13 protein-coding genes are annotated in these 15,965 nt (G+C 61.3%); 12 read left to right on the forward strand and 1 reads right to left on the reverse strand.

Features of this window, described 5'->3' with window-relative positions; genetic code table 11:
• Positions 1 to 180 precede the first annotated feature (180 nt).
• The 7 genes from FN976_RS20445 to FN976_RS20475 all read left to right on the forward strand — a co-directional run bounded on the left by FN976_RS20445 (position 181) and on the right by FN976_RS20475 (position 6,003).
• On the forward strand, positions 181 to 1,311 hold the full coding sequence (locus FN976_RS20445) for a serine hydrolase domain-containing protein (protein ID WP_186511046.1): 1,131 nt from the start codon (positions 181 to 183) through the stop codon (positions 1,309 to 1,311).
• 136 nt (positions 1,312 to 1,447) lie between these two features.
• A complete protein-coding gene (locus FN976_RS20450; RefSeq protein ID WP_145894918.1) occupies positions 1,448 to 1,786 on the forward strand; it encodes a hypothetical protein in 339 nt (112 codons plus the stop codon).
• Positions 1,787 to 1,841: 55 nt separating this feature from the next.
• Complete coding sequence (locus FN976_RS20455) at positions 1,842 to 2,246, forward strand: HAD domain-containing protein (RefSeq protein WP_145894919.1); 405 nt, start codon at positions 1,842 to 1,844, stop codon at positions 2,244 to 2,246.
• A gap of 109 nt (positions 2,247 to 2,355) precedes the next feature.
• Positions 2,356 to 2,706: a hypothetical protein gene (locus FN976_RS20460; protein WP_255440634.1), complete on the forward strand. Its 351-nt coding sequence runs from the start codon at positions 2,356 to 2,358 to the stop codon at positions 2,704 to 2,706.
• 3 nt (positions 2,707 to 2,709) lie between these two features.
• A complete protein-coding gene (locus FN976_RS20465) occupies positions 2,710 to 4,359 on the forward strand; it encodes an ATP-binding protein (protein ID WP_145894920.1) in 1,650 nt (549 codons plus the stop codon).
• Between the two features lie 329 nt (positions 4,360 to 4,688).
• Positions 4,689 to 5,009 carry a hypothetical protein gene (locus FN976_RS20470; RefSeq protein ID WP_145894921.1) on the forward strand — a complete coding sequence of 107 codons (321 nt, stop codon included), beginning with the start codon at positions 4,689 to 4,691 and terminating at the stop codon, positions 5,007 to 5,009.
• A gap of 112 nt (positions 5,010 to 5,121) precedes the next feature.
• Positions 5,122 to 6,003 (forward strand): site-specific integrase, encoded by an 882-nt coding sequence (locus FN976_RS20475; RefSeq protein ID WP_255440635.1) that lies wholly within the window; start codon positions 5,122 to 5,124, stop codon positions 6,001 to 6,003.
• 894 nt (positions 6,004 to 6,897) lie between these two features.
• On the opposite strand, the gene FN976_RS20480 is transcribed toward FN976_RS20475, so the two are convergent.
• Entirely contained in the window at positions 6,898 to 7,422 is a 525-nt protein-coding gene (locus FN976_RS20480) for a hypothetical protein (protein WP_145894923.1), read from the reverse strand.
• 721 nt (positions 7,423 to 8,143) lie between these two features.
• On the opposite strand from FN976_RS20480, the gene mads1 reads away from it, so the two are divergent.
• From mads1 to FN976_RS20505, 5 genes are read left to right on the forward strand one after another with little or no spacing between them, the layout of a single operon-like run.
• Complete coding sequence (gene mads1, locus FN976_RS20485; RefSeq protein ID WP_145894924.1) at positions 8,144 to 8,380, forward strand: methylation-associated defense system helix-turn-helix domain-containing protein MAD1; 237 nt, start codon at positions 8,144 to 8,146, stop codon at positions 8,378 to 8,380.
• Entirely contained in the window at positions 8,380 to 11,109 is a 2,730-nt protein-coding gene (locus FN976_RS20490) for a DUF499 family protein (RefSeq protein ID WP_145894925.1), read from the forward strand. Before mads1 ends, FN976_RS20490 begins: the two co-directional genes overlap by 1 nt.
• Positions 11,109 to 12,098 carry a hypothetical protein gene (locus FN976_RS20495; RefSeq protein WP_145894926.1) on the forward strand — a complete coding sequence of 330 codons (990 nt, stop codon included), beginning with the start codon at positions 11,109 to 11,111 and terminating at the stop codon, positions 12,096 to 12,098. The genes FN976_RS20490 and FN976_RS20495 overlap by 1 nt, the downstream gene beginning before the upstream one ends.
• Before the next feature lie 9 nt (positions 12,099 to 12,107).
• Entirely contained in the window at positions 12,108 to 15,461 is a 3,354-nt protein-coding gene (locus tag FN976_RS20500; RefSeq protein WP_145894927.1) for a DUF1156 domain-containing protein, read from the forward strand.
• The gene (locus FN976_RS20505; protein ID WP_145894928.1) at positions 15,458 to 15,964 is read left to right on the forward strand and encodes a hypothetical protein; all 507 of its coding nucleotides are present in this window, start codon (positions 15,458 to 15,460) and stop codon (positions 15,962 to 15,964) included. The genes FN976_RS20500 and FN976_RS20505 overlap by 4 nt, the downstream gene beginning before the upstream one ends.
• Position 15,965: the final 1 nt, after the last annotated feature.

The raw sequence follows: 15,965 nt of genomic DNA on the forward strand, positions 1-15,965 counted from the left end.
ACTTTCCGGCGATGCCGGTGAGCCATACACAGATCAACAGGAGAGGAGATCAAAATGAGAGAAGGATTGGTCCAATCTTCAGTCAGCATGTCCGTCGCCGACTTGGCCAAGCATGCCATACGTCCAATACTTCGGCACGCGCCGCGAGCCTTTGCCAGTGCGAGTCGCGCAACGGCGCGAATGAGCCTGATCGGCACGGTCATGTTCGCTGCCGCTGGAGCGTGCGCACAGATCCTGCCGAGTCAGGGAACGACGCCGTCCGCGCCGGACGAATGGCTTTTCGGGACCGGGCCGAACTGGTACTACCGTGCTTCCCCTTCGCCAGTCCCGCGCGAGATCGTCTTCCGTAAGCCGTCGGCCGATGAAGAAGAGGTCGTTAGAAAGGCGCAGGCGCTTCTAACCAACAGCTCGGGCAAGGCAATGGCCTTGATGAACGGCAACGAACTGGTCTGGTACGGCTTCAAGCCGCCAGCATCTCGGTCGCGGTTCTACCACGGGTTCTCCATGGGAAAGACCCTCACGGCGCTGGCCGTCGGCAAGGCGATTTGTAGCGGGAAGCTCACACTCGACACCGTGACCGGCGACGTGCTGCCAGAACTCAAAGCAGCCGACATCGGTGCGGCCACCGTTCGCGACCTGCTGCGAATGTCCTCCGGCACGTGGGTGGGCAACAAGGACAGTACGGTCTGGAGCAAGGAGGAGAGGGAGGCCGTCGATTCTGGGCGCATGAACTGGCTGCAGTTTCTCGCGACATCCCCTGCTGGCATGGCCGAGAAGGGCGTGTTCGGCAAGCGCAAGCCGGGCTTAGACTTTCAGTACAACAGTACCTCCCCGTTGACCCTTGGGCTCATCCTTCAACGCACAACGGGCATGACCTATGCCAGATGGGTCGAGCAGGAAGTCCTGCACGCCGCCGGTACTTCGTCTCCCTCCATCGTGGGACAGGATCGCAGCGAGCTGGGGCAGGCAGACGGAACGATCCGCATGACGTTCGACGATTGGCTCAGGATGGCCTCCTACATCTCGGAGAGTCAGAAGGCGACCGGCTGCTTCGGAGACTTTGTGCGCGAAGCGTTCACCACGCAGATCACGGACCGCCCGAAGACGGAGCGCATTGGCTTTCTGGGATACGGCTACTTGACGTGGATTGGCACGCTGCCGACTCCGCGTTCAGCCTGGCTGGTCGGATACGGCGGGCAGCGCATCGCCACCAACCCCTCGAACTCTCGCATGCTTATCGTCTTCAGCAACGTCGAGAACTACATGCCGGAAGTTGCGAAGCTCTACGGGGACTGGGCCAAGCTGCCATAGCAAGCGACCAGATGCGTGAAGGCGGCGGGACACCCTGTACTTCCGCCGCATCCCATAGGCGCTAGAGCGCTTCCATAAACCACTCCGCGCGCCAAGCCACCAAAGGCTTGGCGCGCTTTGCCATGGAGATTCACCAATGACAAAGCAAAAGCGCAAGCGTATCGCGATTGATCAGCCACCGCGGACAGCAGGAAAGGTCCTGTTCGGCTTGGGAGCGGTGTACTCCTCTCCGGGGGTCCTCAAACTTCTTGCGAAGCACGGCCGCATGACTGCCGAGCTTCTCGCGTTCCACCAAGGGGGAATGTGGGGCGAGGTGAGCGAGCAAGACGCACAGGCGAACGACCGTGCTGTCAAGCAAGGCGACCTCATCCGCTCGGTGATAGTGGTCGCAGGTGTGAAGATCTATGTGATCACTGAACGCGAGGGGGCGGACGGCGTGCGGCCTGCAACCACGCTGTTACTCGGAAGCGAGTAAAGCAATGGCAAACCAATGCGAGGAAAGGAGATGCCCACAGCCCGCGAGAGTGCTCATGTTGGACTTCGACGGCGTCCTGCATCCCGCTCAAGGTGCCAACGTTCCCGAGTTCCAGCGTACCGCCATGCTCGCGTCGGCCCTTGCCGGATCGGATTGCCGGATTGTGATCTCCTCGACCTGGCGCGACCACTATCCGGTAGACGTGCTGGCTCGACGTCTTGGCGATTCGCTCGGTGCCAGGGTGATCGGCGTCCTTGGGCCAGATGGCCGAGGCCCCTACGTGCGCTACCAGAACATCTTGCGCTGGCTCGCCGCGAACCCATGGTGCACCGACTGGCGGGCGCTGGACGATGCGGCAAGCGAGTTCCCTACTGGCTTATCTGAACTGATTTTGTGCGACGGGCGCGTGGGGCTCGATCACCCACAGGTCACTGCGCTGCGCCGCTGGCTTCGCGGCTAACCGTAGCGATCCACCTTCACCTTGCATCTCGGCCCGGTGAAACCGGCGTCGGATGCCTTCCTGCGCGCACCGCGGTGCGCCACGCCTTCAACTTCACGAGAGGAATCACATGCCAGACTTGGACGGCGGCTCGCCCCTGGACGCCGCAGAGATCTCCCGCCTGCGCGCAGCCGGCAAACCACTCTTCGCCATGGGTAGTCACTACGCCACGCCGGCGGTACTGCAGTTCCTCGTGGCGCGCGGGATCAGTCCCGCCAGTCTGGCCGAACGGCACTGTCGTGGCGACTATGGCGAGCTGGACGCCGAGGACATCGCTGCCAACGACCGGGCCATCATGTGCGGGGGCCGAATTCTTAGCGCGTACCTCATCCAAGGCCGCCGTGTGTATTGCATAACCGAAGCGGTCACGGATGACGGTCTTCGCACCGCTACGACCTTGCTCTTCGCATCGGAGTACTGAGCGATGGCAAACCTCGAAACTCGGTCGGTACAGATGCCGAGCAGCTTCTTCAAGAGCTCGAAGCGCGAGTACAAGGACTGGCGGTTCGCCATGGTCCGTGAGTTCGTCCAGAACTCCTACGACGCAGGCGCTGCCACCATCCGATTCACCATCGACAGTTCGGCGCAAGGCCACACGGTGCTCACGGTCGCCGACGATGGGACCGGAATGGACGAGGATACCTTGGTGAACGTGCTCCTCTGTCTCGGTGGCTCAAGGAAGCCTGACGGCGCGGTCGGAGGATTCGGCTATGCGAAGACCATTTTGCTGCTGGCGCACCACAGCTACAGCGTTTGCACGGTGGCCGCAGACGGCATGTGCCGCGTGGTGAAGGGTTCGGGCGGCACCTATACCTATACGGCTCATCCCGCTATCGACGAGAGCCGCGGTACCAGCGTGACGGTGGAGATCGACGATTCGCGTCCGCCTCAGGACTGGGCGGATACGGTGCGCCGGTACGCGAGCCTGTGCTGCATGGAGTACTTCACAGGGCGTGCGGTGCGGATCGTTCTCAGCGGCACGGAGCTGCCGCAGAACAACGCCACGGTTTACGGCTACGAGGTCGATTCCGATGCAGGCTACGTCTGGTACAACGAAGTAGGCGACGGCGACCCGAAGGTCTCGACCTTTGTGGTGCACGTGAAAGGCCTCCCGATGTTCATCGAGGAGGTCCACGGCTCCAGTAGCAAAGTCCAACTGTCTGGCGGCATCGAGCTGGCCGCTGGCTCGTTGGCCCTCACGTCCAATCGGGATGGCCTCACCTGGGAGCACCATCAGCGTTTCAAGGAATGCCTGACTGTGATTGTGCGTAGGCAGTCGTCCCTGAGGTATGGCGATGCGTTGAGCCTGCAAATGAACTTCAGCGAAGGGGACATCTACGCCGGACGGGTGGCTATCCCCATCGAAGACGCGGGCGGATGGACACCTGTGGCTAGGCAGGGGCAAGGGCTGCACGAGGCATTCGCCGGCCTCTTTGACCGCATCGACATCGGTCGCTACCCCGCGAACTTTCACGTGAAGGTGGACTCGCTTGCCCAGCGCAGGAAGGTCGGCAGCGAGGCATACGTGACCAAGTCGGCTCTGTCGGGCCAACTGGGAAAGCTTCGACTTTCGAAGTATGCGCACGCATGGAGGGCGGCGGTGCACACCGTTCTCATGTGCCAGCTCTGCCTCGACAGCGGCGTGGCGTTTTGGGATCCTGCCGGTCGGAGGATCGGCGAGACCGACTGGGGCGAGCTGACCAGCGAGGATCTGATTGGCCTGACACCGTACTTCCACGGCGTGCGTGTCGATACTGGGTTCTGCTTCATCGAGAAGGTGGAAGGCCTCTGCAGCAGGCCCACCGCCGGGCCGATTCAGATCCTGTGCAATCCGTGGTTGATCCCGGCGGAAGACAGCCTGTCCTTGCGCTACGCCTGGATGCTCGACCTGGCTATCCACGAGGTCAACCATCTCTGGGTGAGCGACCACAACGAGGAGTTCGCGGCGCGTCTCGATCTGCTGCGACAGTCGCTGCGCCGCTGGTTGCCGGAGGCGGGCAGCATCGCCACCGTTGCGGGCGCGGTCCACAACCGGTTCCGCAACACAAGCGAGTCCACAGGACCCACGGGCTAGGGTCCGGCGATGTAGTCGCTGCCAGCCGGATTCCCTTTCCACATCCGTAGTTCATCCCCGCGCGCCGTCCGGACCGTCGCGGGTACTTGCCGCGCCGCTCTTCTCGGCGGCGCTTCGCATTCCTGTTCCCCTTTTTCATTCCCACTTCATGAGGGCGCCGCCATGCCTATCTCGCGCTTCTGCAACGTTGCTGAACACCACTGTGATCCCCGCCGGTCCTGCCGGTCTGGAGTAGCCGCATGACTGCCAGATCAAAGTGCGGTACGCGCAGCCCTTTGCAATGCCGGGACCACTTGCTGCCCCAAGCCAGAAGCCCATTGCGTCAGGTAATGGCGCTGCTGCCCAGCGTGAAGCTCGATCCTTGCGGACGGATCGACGTGGCCGCATCGCCGCCGGAAGTCCACCGCGAGATCCGAGAGCAAGCGAAAGTCGCTGCCGCCGCGCTGAGCAACGGCATTTCCGCTGTTGGAATTCTCATCCCCTATGCCGCGCCCGAGTTTGAGGATCGCACGATTGGCGGGGACACGGTGGAGGCGCTGGGCTGGCTCTTGTCGGAGTTGGGCGTACTGGGGGCGATCCTGATAGAGATCGCTTTGGAGTGCAGTCAATGCCCGAGCCCGCGGCTGAACGATGGGGTGGAGCATGGCTAGTACGGGCATGACTAAGCCGACAGTTCAGAAGGGTCGGGCGGGCAGCAGTGCAGCCGTTGGCCGTCCAGCGAAAGGCACGGGCGATAACACGAACGGAAAGCACGCCAAACGAGTGAAGGTCTTCGTTGCAGCGGCCCAATCCGAGTCCACGAGGACAGGATACGCGGCCGACGTTCGGCACTTCAAGCGTTGCGGCGGGAAGATCCCGGCGACACCGGAAAAGGTCGCGGAATACCTGGCCCAGAACGAACACTTGGCCGTCGCAACCTTGCAGCGTCGCCTCGTCGCAATCCATCGGGCACACGTGGATGCTGGACACGACAGTCCAGTGCGCGATACCCTGGTTCGGCGCACCATGCAGGGCATTCGGAGAACCTTCGGCGTGGCCCAGCGCCGCGTCCGGGCACTGGTGCGCGACGACTTGCTGGAAGTGCTGCTGGCTGTGGCAAAGCAGCGCCCCATGAAGGCCGCCCGGGACAAAGCCCTGCTTCTGGTCGGATTCGCCGGGGCGTTTCGGCGCTCCGAACTGGTGGCGTTGGCTGTGGAGGACGTCAGCCCTCATTCACACGGGCTGGAGTTGCTGTTGCGGCGATCTAAGACCGATCAAGAGGGCATGGGACGCACAGTGTTCATTCCCATGGCGAAGGCGGCGGAACGCTGTCCTGTGATTGCCCTGAGGGCGTGGCTGGAAGCGGCGGGGATTGGCTCAGGGCCGTTGTTTCGGGCGGTCAATCGGCACGACCAGGTGTCCGCCAGGGGGATGACGGGCCAGTCGGTCGCGCTGATCGTGAAGTCCGCCGTTGCCGCGGCCAAAGGTGCAGACGCTGCGAGGGACGTAGCCGGGCACAGCCTTCGCGCCGGATTTGTGACGGAAGCGGCCATCACGGGCATGGCTACCGCAACGATCATGGGTCAGACCGGGCACAAGTCGCTGGAGATGGTGATGCGCTATGTGAGACCGGTCGAGAAGCGGCGGATTGCGAGCCTATTGTGAAGGGCAGATTCCCGATAGCTTCGCACAATACCTGCCGGCGGCGCTTTATCCAGCGATTCATCGCCTGCACGGCTTGGGTCATCCCAGAACCCCTGCAGGTCTCGACGAAATCGCGTCCAGCGGGACTCACGCTCGCCCCGATACGCCAGCGCATAGAACTCGCTTTCGACTGGCAAGACCGGTTCGTCGTAGCTGTCGATGCAGTTGATGTGGACGCGATCATGGCGAGCCAGGTGCTGCGCGTCACGTCCAGTCGAGCAGAGGGGCACCAACGTGGCCGCGATGCGGCTATCGAGGCCGTTCTGCACCACGGTCGGGAATTCCGGCGCGCCGCCGCCTCACTTCTACTTGTCGGTGTACGGCCCTACTCGTTGCGCCTCGCTGACTTGACAGCAGCTCGCCGAGTCGTACTCTCACAGTGCCCAGCGACTCACGTGTGCATCTATGCCGTGTATCCCGAGCCCAACCTGCGCGCAGATGAAATCGAAGTCATCCTGATCGCGTCCTGGACTGGCGCTACCGGCGCCTGCGTCGAGGAGGTGTCATGACACGTGCAGTACCCGAAGCTTCCGAAGCGACAGAGTTCTACCGCTACGCGCGAGAGAGGTATCCAAGGGCACTGTCTGACTACCCGTTTTCGTACATCGACCTTGGACCCGGGTGGAGGAAACCCGTGTTGCGGCTATTCCACAGCCTGGAGGAAGAAGCGTGTCGGGGAACGGAGTTTCGACTTCTACAAGTGAAGGAGAACTTGGGAACCTTGCGAGTCCGGTACAGGCCGCCGAGCAATTCTGTCGAAAAGTCCATCGCGGCCTGTCAGCAAATCTGCGCGTGCACATGCGAGTTTTGCGGCGCGGAAGGCTCCCGGATGGGAACCTTTCCACTCGATGCGAGCTACACAGTTTGTGACCCCTTACCAAACAGCTTGAGGGCAACGGCTTCAACGGATTCGACCTCCTTGAATGCTGCGCAGGGGACCGACCTGATGGAAGGTCTATCAGGGCGTATTCCATCGCTCCGTGGGGTTGTGCGACGGGCTGTTGGGAAGCCTTCGAGGTCTGGAAGTCGCCACCCAGGTCGCGCGCCGTACCAAAAGTACTTCTGGAACTGCAAGTGTTCATCGACAATCAACCACACGATGCAGCCGCTGGGTTGCGCACCGAGACTAACGTTGATGGGGAAGTCCTTCCGCTTGCCAGTTGATGCCTTGATCTGAACATGACGAGTCACACGACCCTTCGTAAGCACGATGTCATAACCAGCAGCATCCACCTCGGGTCTAAGCACCTCCACGTTGGAGTTTTGAGTCCAGAAAAGTCGCAGCAGCTCGCCGACAAACAGATGCTCAACGACCTTCTCGCGCCGAGTGGATTGGCGAAAGTGGCGTTCATCGGAAGGAGAGGAGGTTTTCGCGCCCATTCGCTGATGGTAGCAAGCCGCTTGAGATGCGCATGATCGCGGGGGGGGCTTTGCTGCCTGTGCACAATCCACATACAGTTGCGACTGGGAGACTTGATTGACACCACATCAGCGCGAAGCCGCCTATGCCGCGTCTAGAGGAGTAGGACTGGGGCAAGCAAGTCGGATCCATGCGCGCTTCGAGGCCGGCACCCTTCCGCGCAGACGGCTTGCTACGCCGGAGCATTGGCGTTCAATGAAGCTGGTTGTCCATCGCTCGCCAAATCAAATGCGGAGGCGGGGGAACCGACGAAGGCGAAGCGGAGCAAGCTGCTGGCGACTAGTAGCGACATGGCAGCAATCGCAACAGACTCAGTGGGTTAACAATTGGAATGAGGCCGGGGCTCCCGGCCTTTTTTTTTGGGCGGCCCCGGCGGATGCCTGGCGACATGCTGCTGGTCGGTCGAAGGCAGCCGCCGCACAGTGAAAGCCGATCCTGAAACAGTTCAGTTTTCGCTTGTTGACCAATCGCAGCGGCAAATCTGGGTGGAGAAACAGGCATTTTGCTTGCCGCAATGTAGCGTGCAGCACGCCGTTTCGCACCGCATGCACAGCGCCATCACACCTTCAAGCAGCACAAGAAAGCTAGCGTGGCCCTCCGTTCAAGTCGCCCGAGTCGCTGCGAGACCTTGAAAATTTTGTACTATTCTGCCATTTCCTGCTGAGCGTGCGGTCCGAACCTATGTCCACGAGCGTCAACGAGGAGCCGATCCTCACGATCAAGCAGGTAGCTGACTACCTGAAGGTGACCGAGCGGACGATCTACAGGCTGGCCGCGGCAAAGAAGATCCCCGGCTTCAAAGTTGGCGGAACATGGCGCTTCTCGCGCAGCGACCTTGAGAGCTGGATAAGGCTGCAAACCGGCGGCGATTCCGAACGGGCGGCGACGCGGGCAACGAAGAAGAGGGGGCAGTGGTAATGCTTGGACTGACACTACGTGAGGAATTCCGGGGCAAGCGCCTCAAGGGCACGGCCATCGAGCTGTCCAACGATCAGCAAACGGGCGCGACCCAGATCGCAGCCAAGCATTTTCTGGAGATTACTTATCCCACGCACGACTTACTGAAAGGCATCGAGGCCGTCGGCCCCAGCCAGGGTCGCCCCGTGGTCGTGATCGGCGAACGCGGCCTTGGCAAGTCGCACTTGATGGCCGCGCTCTACCACGCGGTGACCGACCCGTCCTCGACCAGCTCGTGGCTCAATGCATGGGCTACCACGCTCGCCGACGCCAGCATCGGCAAGATTGCACTGCGCGACGGGATGCATGTCATCGGCGAAAGCCTGCATCGCCACCGCTACAAATTCCTATGGGATGTGCTGTTCGAGAACCATCCGCATGGCACCTTCATCAAGGGCAAGTGGGACGGCCAAGGGGCGTCCAAGACGGAGATCCCGTCTGACAAGCTCATGATCGAACTGTTGGAGAACAAACCGACGATGCTGCTGCTGGACGAGTTCCAGACGTGGTACGACGGCCTCACGAACACCAAGCAGTACCCGTGGAAGAACTGGGCGTTCAACTTTATCCAGATTCTTTCGGAGATCGCCAAAGAGCGCCCCGACCTGCTGGTGCTGGTGATCTCGGTGCGCAATGGCGGCAGCGACGCCTACCAGCAGGTGCATCGCGTTAACCCGGTCGCCATCGACTTCAAGGCGGGCGGCAGCGCCGAGCGCATCCAGCTGGATCGGCGACGGATGCTGTTGCACCGCCTGTTCGACAACCGCCTGCAGATCGCCAGCGGCACCATCGAATCGCTGGTCGCGCAGCATGTCGTCGAGTCCTTCCGCCTGCTCGACGTGCCATCTGCCGAACAGGAACGCAAGCGACGGGAGTTCACCGAATCGTGGCCCTACGCGCCGCACCTGCTGCGCCTGCTCGAAGAACAAGTACTTATCGCCACTGACGCGCAGGAAACGCGCGATCTGATCCGCATCCTCGCCAACCTCTACAAGAGCCGTGGCGAGGCCGTGCCCGTGCTCACTGCCGCCGACTTCCGGCTTGACGACGACACCTCGGGCATCGGCGCGCTGTTAGAAGCCGTCGCCAACCAGCACCACCGCACGCTGCGCGAGAAGGCGCAGCAGAACATCATTTCGGTGCAGGAAGCGCGGCACGACCACGCCAGCGTCGCACCACACCTGCAGGAAATCATTGGCGCGCTGTGGCTGCGCTCGATTGCCGTCGGCAACCTCGCCGGAGCCGAACCCGCCACGCTGCAACTGGACATCACCCGTGGCACGCCGGTGGACGACAACGCCTTCCAGGTCGAGTTGGCGACCATCGTCGAGAACAGCTTCAACATCCATCAGGAAGGCACCAAGCTGTTGTTTCGCGAGGAGGAGAACCCGCGCGCGAAGCTTATGGCCTACGCGCGAAACGACAAGCTGTTCGCCGATGGTTCCGATCAAGCGCAGCTCGCGAAGCAAGTGCGCTACGTCATCGGAGGCAACGATGAGGTTGCTAAGAGTTTCCGTATCATCGCCCTGCCGAAGTCGTGGGTCAGCGACCCCTGGACAGGGGTCGATGAAGCCGAACAGCCCGACAAGTGGGACGACCGTCTGCCAATCCTCTTGTTGCCCGAAGAGGCCGACAAGCTTGACGCCACGCTGGGCCGCTGGCTCAAAGACCATTTGCAGAAACGCCGCAACACCGTGCGCTTCCTCCTGCCACGCGCGGGCAGTACCAACTCCTTCATGGATCGTGACCTGCTCATCCTCGCCCGCGCCGAGATGAAGGCGCAAGAGTGGAGCAGCCAGAATACCGAATACAAGAAGCTGCACAAGGAATTCGAGAACAGCCTGCGCGACAACTTGAAAAAGCGTTTCGACCGCTTCGCCGTGCTGCAACGCTGGAATTTCACCGACCCCGCGCAGTGCAAGTTCAGCGTCGAGCGTCTTGACAAGCAAGGCTCGCAGATTCCTGCGGCCATCGAAGAGGCGCTGATCGGCGATCTCTTCGTGCCCGAGGATTTCGAGGAACTGGTGCTCGAATACGCCACAAACAACGAATCGGTCGGCAAGTTGCTGCGCGAACTTCAAGAGCCACGCCCGGCCGGGCAGGACTGCATCCCATGGCTGGGCGAAACGGCGATGAAGGAACGCCTCCTGCGCCTGTGCGCCAAGGGCAAGGTCGCCATCAACGTGCGCGGCATGGAGTACCTGCAAACGAACCCGGGCGAAGACGAGGACACCGCGTGGCGGCGTCTGCGTCCCAAGCTCTCGCTCACGGGCCGCCACCTCGACGACGTGTTTGTGATGCTGCCCTCGGCCGTCCCCGCGACCGGAGGCTCGACGCCGCCCACGCCGCCGCCGGGCGGTGTTCCGCCAAGTGGTGGCGCTGCGCCCACGCCGGGCATGTCCGAACCCTCACCGGGCGGCTCGCCCGCTCCGACGCCGGGCCCTACGGCTGGCGGCATCTTTGGCGGCGACGGCGGCACCACCAAGCCGCGCACGGCGCTGTCGAACCCAGCCACGTCGCCGCTCAATCTGATCGGCAAGATCGAGGGCTGGGGCATCGGCCCGGCCACCAAGGTCTCGGAAGTGTCCATACGGGTGTCTGCTGCCAACGGCGCGCAGCTCAAGGAACTGCTCAAGAAGCTGCCCGAAGGCATGAGCTTCGAGCTGAACCTTGAGAAGGAGGACGATTGATGGCACTGACCGCCAGCGCCTTGCAGGCCCTGACCCAAGGCTCAGATGCCGATGCTTGGCGCGTCATCGTCGATCAGGCTGTCGAGATCGTTAGGAAGCCGCTGGCCGCGGGCAACGCGCCCAGCGAGGTCGTCCGGCGCGACCGCGAGATCGGCACACTGGATCTGTTCCTCTCCTCCAGCGGCTGGGACTTGTGGCCAGCCTTCGGCGACAGCGTGGAGCGCACCTCGGATCGCCTGACACGCTGGTGGGCCGAGCCCTTCAGCGCCAAGGCGGTGCTGATCCTCGACGGCCTTTCGCTGCGCGAACTGCCGTGGTTGCTGCAGGGCGCTGAGGAGCGCGGCTTCGCCACGCACGAGGTCGTTGCCTGCGCCTCCGAGCTGCCCGGCGAAACCGATGAATTCGCCCGCGCGCTCGGCTTCGCCAGTCGCAGCAAGCTCCAGAACAACGGTGGCGGCCTCGCGCACAAGCTTCAAGCCGCGAACACCGAAACCGTGGACTTGCCATGGAAGGACTGCGAAGCTCTGATCGGCAGCGCACCGAACCAGATCTTCTGGCACCACTGGCCCGACGCCAAGCTGCACGACGGCTCCGGTGCAGGCCAGGGGCTGGAGCCGCTGACCAAAGACGTGGCCGAGCAGTTGTCCAGTGATGACTTCTGGGCCTTCGTGGAGCGCCTCGCCACCGGACGACGGCTGGTCATCACCTCCGATCACGGCTACGCGGCCACCGGCTACTTCCCCGATGCCGATGGCGAGGTCGGACAGTTCCTTAAACAGACGTTCGGAAGCTCGCGCAGCAAGACAGGAACCGCAGGCACCGGCCCCTTCGTGCCGCCCGTGGCATTGCAGATCAACAGTCCTCACGGCGCGCACCTGTTGGCTCTTGGCCGCAGAAAGTGGCGCAGCCAGGGCGGCTACCCGACGCTCACTCATGGAGGCTTGTCGCTGCTGGAAGTGCTGTCACCGTTCGTTGAGCTCACAAAATAAGGACATGCAGTGGCGACCAAGAAAGAACAAATAGCTCAAGAAGTGGCGAGAGCAGTTGGAGCTGGAAAGCCAGCTAAGATGAAATCTGTTGATTTTGGCGACCCTTCCCGAAAGAAGACTTGTCTCGAGGTTGACTTTCCAATCCTGCCGGTGAATTCAATTGCAGCGTTGGAGGCAACAACTGGAGCAACGAAGAAGCCGATCTATCAACTCAGTAAGTGGTGGGCTAGGCGACAGCCAAGTGTTTTCCGCACCATCCTGCTCGCAGCCGCGGCCAGCGCGCCGGACGACGCAGCCCAGGCGGCGCGGCTCGTCTGGGACAACTACTACGCCAATCACCAACAGAACGGCGCTTTCCAGAAGCTGAAGGTCGCTGACATCTTCATGGGCGGCGGTACCACGTTGATCGAGGGTTCTCGGCTCGGCATGAGCGTAGTCGGGAACGACCTGAACCCGGTTGCTTGGTTCGTGGTGAAGCAGGAGCTCGCCGATGTGGACCTCAACCACGTGAAGGGCTTGCTCGCGGACATCGAGGCAGAGGTCAAGCCGCAGCTAATGCCGTACTTCTTTTGTGACGGACCAAGCGGCGAAAAAGGTACATGGACTCACAAGCCCAGCAATCGCGTGATGCCAGACGACTTTGATCCCTTAGCAATACCGCTTGAAGAGCGACAGGAGTACGCCTATTCAGGTCCGGAGATCATTTACTCATTCTGGTCTAAACACGGTCCGTGTCAGGTCACCGGTTGTGGGCACCGAACGCCCATCATGCCAGACCCAGTTGTTGCGACCAAGACACTCCAGGTGAGGTATTGGGATCACGTTTGCGCCGCGTGCAGCACCGAGTTTCACGTGGAAGAGAAAGCCGCTCGTATAGCGCCGAGCGTCCCCCTATTTGTGGCGTCCGAGGAGCATCCACACTCCGTTCTTGACAAGCGACGCGGGGCGATCTGTCCGCATTGCGGACACTCAGCACTGGTGCCCTTCGGTAAGGGCGAGAAGAAGAAGATCGAGCTGGCTCTACTCGTGCACCCGCAGTGGCTGGCGGGAAGCCGCGATCATGATGCAGATGGGAATGCCTTTGGTGGATCCGCCCAAGATGGACCGGAAGCAACCGCACGCTGGAATTTGGCCCGCACCTCAAAACTTCGCCTTCTAGAAGTCCGCGGGACAGACACGCACGTTGTAGCCGACAAACTCACGGGTGAGCTGAAGAATGTTAGGCAGCTTCCAACTCAGGTCACATGCCCAGAAACTGGCATTACCTTCTTCACAGATGTACGTGGCGGTACAGCGGCGCTGAAGGACAAAAGGAATAAATCGACCGGCGACTTAGAGCGCGATCCCGCTGGCATCCCTTTGAAAGTCGTGGAAAAGTCAAGCTTCGCCTGCGGCGCCGACGGCGCAAAGAATGATGTGCTCGAAGCCACCAAAGCTACGGGAAAGACAGGGGCAATCGCTTCATACGCAATCCATGGCTACTCTGCCAGCGCGGACTCGGCGGGCGATCCATACAACGGACGTTTTTTCGCTCCAATGTCTGAGGAGCTCGCGCGCCAGTACAACGCTGCGGTCAAGGAATGGGATAGCCGGAAAGATTCAGATCTGGCAGCTTACTGGCCTCGATCTAAGCTATCCCCGGGCTGGAAAACCCATGGCTGGGGCATACCCGATCATGGTTTTACGCACTACTGGACGATGTTCAATCCGCGGCAACTTCTGGTACATGCATCGTTGCTCAAAGCTATCGCCACTGTGGGCGATCATGAATGGAAGTATCGTGAGTTTGTCCTGGCCGCTTATCAGCAGTACCTGCGAAATCAGTGTTCTTTTTCAATCTGGGATTTTGGTGCAGACCAGTTAAGTCCTGCGCTGTCGAACAACAACTTTCATACGAAAAATAACACCGTCGAGAACAATGTGTTCGGCCCAATTGGGCGAGGCAACTGGCACGGATGTATCGAAGGTCTTGAAGACACTTTGAGGTGGCATGACACGCCGTGGGATAACGCGAGCAACAGTTGGGTAGCGCACGAGTTCTCTGATTTGAAAGGCAAGCTGGGAGGGAAGACGACAAAGATCTATCCAGGCGACCGAGTCCGAAGAGGAGACGTGTCTATCTCCTGTGAGTCCTCAACTAATTTGCCAGAAGAATGGACGGGCCAGTTCGATTTGGTCGTTACGGATCCGCCCTTTGGCGGAATTCTTCAATATGCCGAGTTGTCCGATTTCTTCTACGTTTGGCTGCGCCTCGTTCTCAAAGACAAGTACTCCCACTTTGATGCCGAGTACACGCCGAAAGCAGTAGAAGTAGTGTCGAACCCCTTCCGGGAAGGCGACGATTCCGACGGGTTTTATCAGAGGTTGCTAACTCAATGCTGGCGAGAGGCTCATCGCATTCTGAAGCCAGGGGGATTGCTCACCTTTACGTTCCATCACAGTGAAGACGAGCCCTGGATTTCGGTTCTGGAGTCGCTGTTTGATGCCGGCTTCTATCTTGAAGCCGCATATCCGGTTCGCTCGGACGAAACTAAGGGAGAAACTGCTGCTTTTGGGTCACAGAAGGTGGAGTACGACATCATCCACGTCTGCCGGAAGCGCACCGAAGAGCCCAAGCCGGTGAGCTGGGGCCGGATGCGCCGCGAGGTGATGGCCGATGTACGCCAGCTGCAGGCGATGTTGGAGAACCATGCCAAGGAAGGATTGCCCGCCGCCGACCTCCAGGTGATTCGGCGCGGCAAGGCGCTGGAATACTTCTCGCGCCACTACGGCAAGGTGTATGTGGACGAAGGCCGCACCATCTCTGTGCGCGACGCGTTGGTGGGTATCAACCAGCTTATTGACGAAGACGCCGACAACGGCAAGGAAGCGCCGCCGGTCAACGCCGAGCCGATCACGCGCCAGTTTCTGCGTACCTTCGGTAACGCGCCTGAGCTGAAGCGTGACCAGTTGCAGAAGTTTCTCAGAGGCTCGATCACCACGCCGGTCGAATTCGTGCAGCGCGGCTGGTGCGCGGAGAAGAACAAGGTGTTCACCCGCACCGGCGCGCTGGAGTTCGCACGCGAGTGGTCGGGCAAGCATCGCCGCAAGCTGACCTCCGATCTGGATCAGGCGCTGGTGCTGATTGGCGCGTGCTTCGACGGCAGCGGCATCAACGCCTCGGACACGCTGAAGAACGAGAACTTCAAGCCGCACGTCGCGCTGAAGCCGCTGCTGGAATGGCTGCACCGTAACGGCCCGGATCAGACCACCCGCAACGCGGCCTCGCGCGCGGTGTCCATCCACAACGCTTGGCACGCCAGCCAGGCACCCCAGGCCGCGCAGGTATCCTTGTTCGATGACGATGGGGAGTACGAGCAATGAGACAACTGCGCGACACGGTGTGGCAGCGGCGCGGCACCAGTTGGGTGTGGGATGAGGAAGCCCGCAACCAGATTTGCTCGGCCAGCGAGGTGTGGAGCTTGCGCCAGTTTCTGCGCGCCAGCAAAACCCCGGGCAGTTGGCCGGACGACCTGCCGAGCAATGGAGGGAAGACGCTGGTGGTGGCCGGGCTGGACGGCAGCCTCGATCTGCTGACGCCTACGGATGCCGAAGCGTGGCTGGGCGATGCGATCAAGCCCGCCATCCTGTCGTTTCAAGATGAGTGGGGAAGCGATGGCGCACTGGTCTTCTGGCTGCCCGGCGGCCACAACCGCCTCAGGGCGAATACGGCGACCGATGAGGTGGGTTGGCTGTGCCACTCGCCCCACGGGCATCAGATCGATCTCGGCCGCATCTTGTGGGGCCAAGCCAACGACTACCCGCAAGAGATTCTGCTGAGCGACGGCGGCAGGCCCGCTGGCTTGTTCCACCTACGGATTACTTGAG

It is taken from the genome of Caenimonas sedimenti (assembly GCF_007833165.1).
GTDB lineage: Bacteria > Pseudomonadota > Gammaproteobacteria > Burkholderiales > Burkholderiaceae_C > Ramlibacter > Ramlibacter sedimenti.

Bases quoted from the DNA above. Each gene is read 5' to 3' on its own strand.
- FN976_RS20460 (WP_255440634.1), top strand. From the start codon at position 2,356: ATGCCAGACTTGGACGGCGGCTCGCCCCTGGACGCCGCAGAGATCTCC.
- mads1 (WP_145894924.1), top strand. From the start codon at position 8,144: ATGTCCACGAGCGTCAACGAGGAGCCGATCCTCACGATCAAGCAGGTA.
- FN976_RS20470 (WP_145894921.1), top strand. From the start codon at position 4,689: ATGGCGCTGCTGCCCAGCGTGAAGCTCGATCCTTGCGGACGGATCGAC.
- FN976_RS20505 (WP_145894928.1), top strand. From the start codon at position 15,458: ATGAGACAACTGCGCGACACGGTGTGGCAGCGGCGCGGCACCAGTTGG.
- FN976_RS20465 (WP_145894920.1), top strand. From the start codon at position 2,710: ATGGCAAACCTCGAAACTCGGTCGGTACAGATGCCGAGCAGCTTCTTC.
- FN976_RS20455 (WP_145894919.1), top strand. From the start codon at position 1,842: ATGTTGGACTTCGACGGCGTCCTGCATCCCGCTCAAGGTGCCAACGTT.
- FN976_RS20480 (WP_145894923.1), bottom strand. From the start codon at position 7,422: ATGGGCGCGAAAACCTCCTCTCCTTCCGATGAACGCCACTTTCGCCAA.
- FN976_RS20490 (WP_145894925.1), top strand. From the start codon at position 8,380: ATGCTTGGACTGACACTACGTGAGGAATTCCGGGGCAAGCGCCTCAAG.
- FN976_RS20445 (WP_186511046.1), top strand. From the start codon at position 181: ATGAGCCTGATCGGCACGGTCATGTTCGCTGCCGCTGGAGCGTGCGCA.
- FN976_RS20450 (WP_145894918.1), top strand. From the start codon at position 1,448: ATGACAAAGCAAAAGCGCAAGCGTATCGCGATTGATCAGCCACCGCGG.
- FN976_RS20495 (WP_145894926.1), top strand. From the start codon at position 11,109: ATGGCACTGACCGCCAGCGCCTTGCAGGCCCTGACCCAAGGCTCAGAT.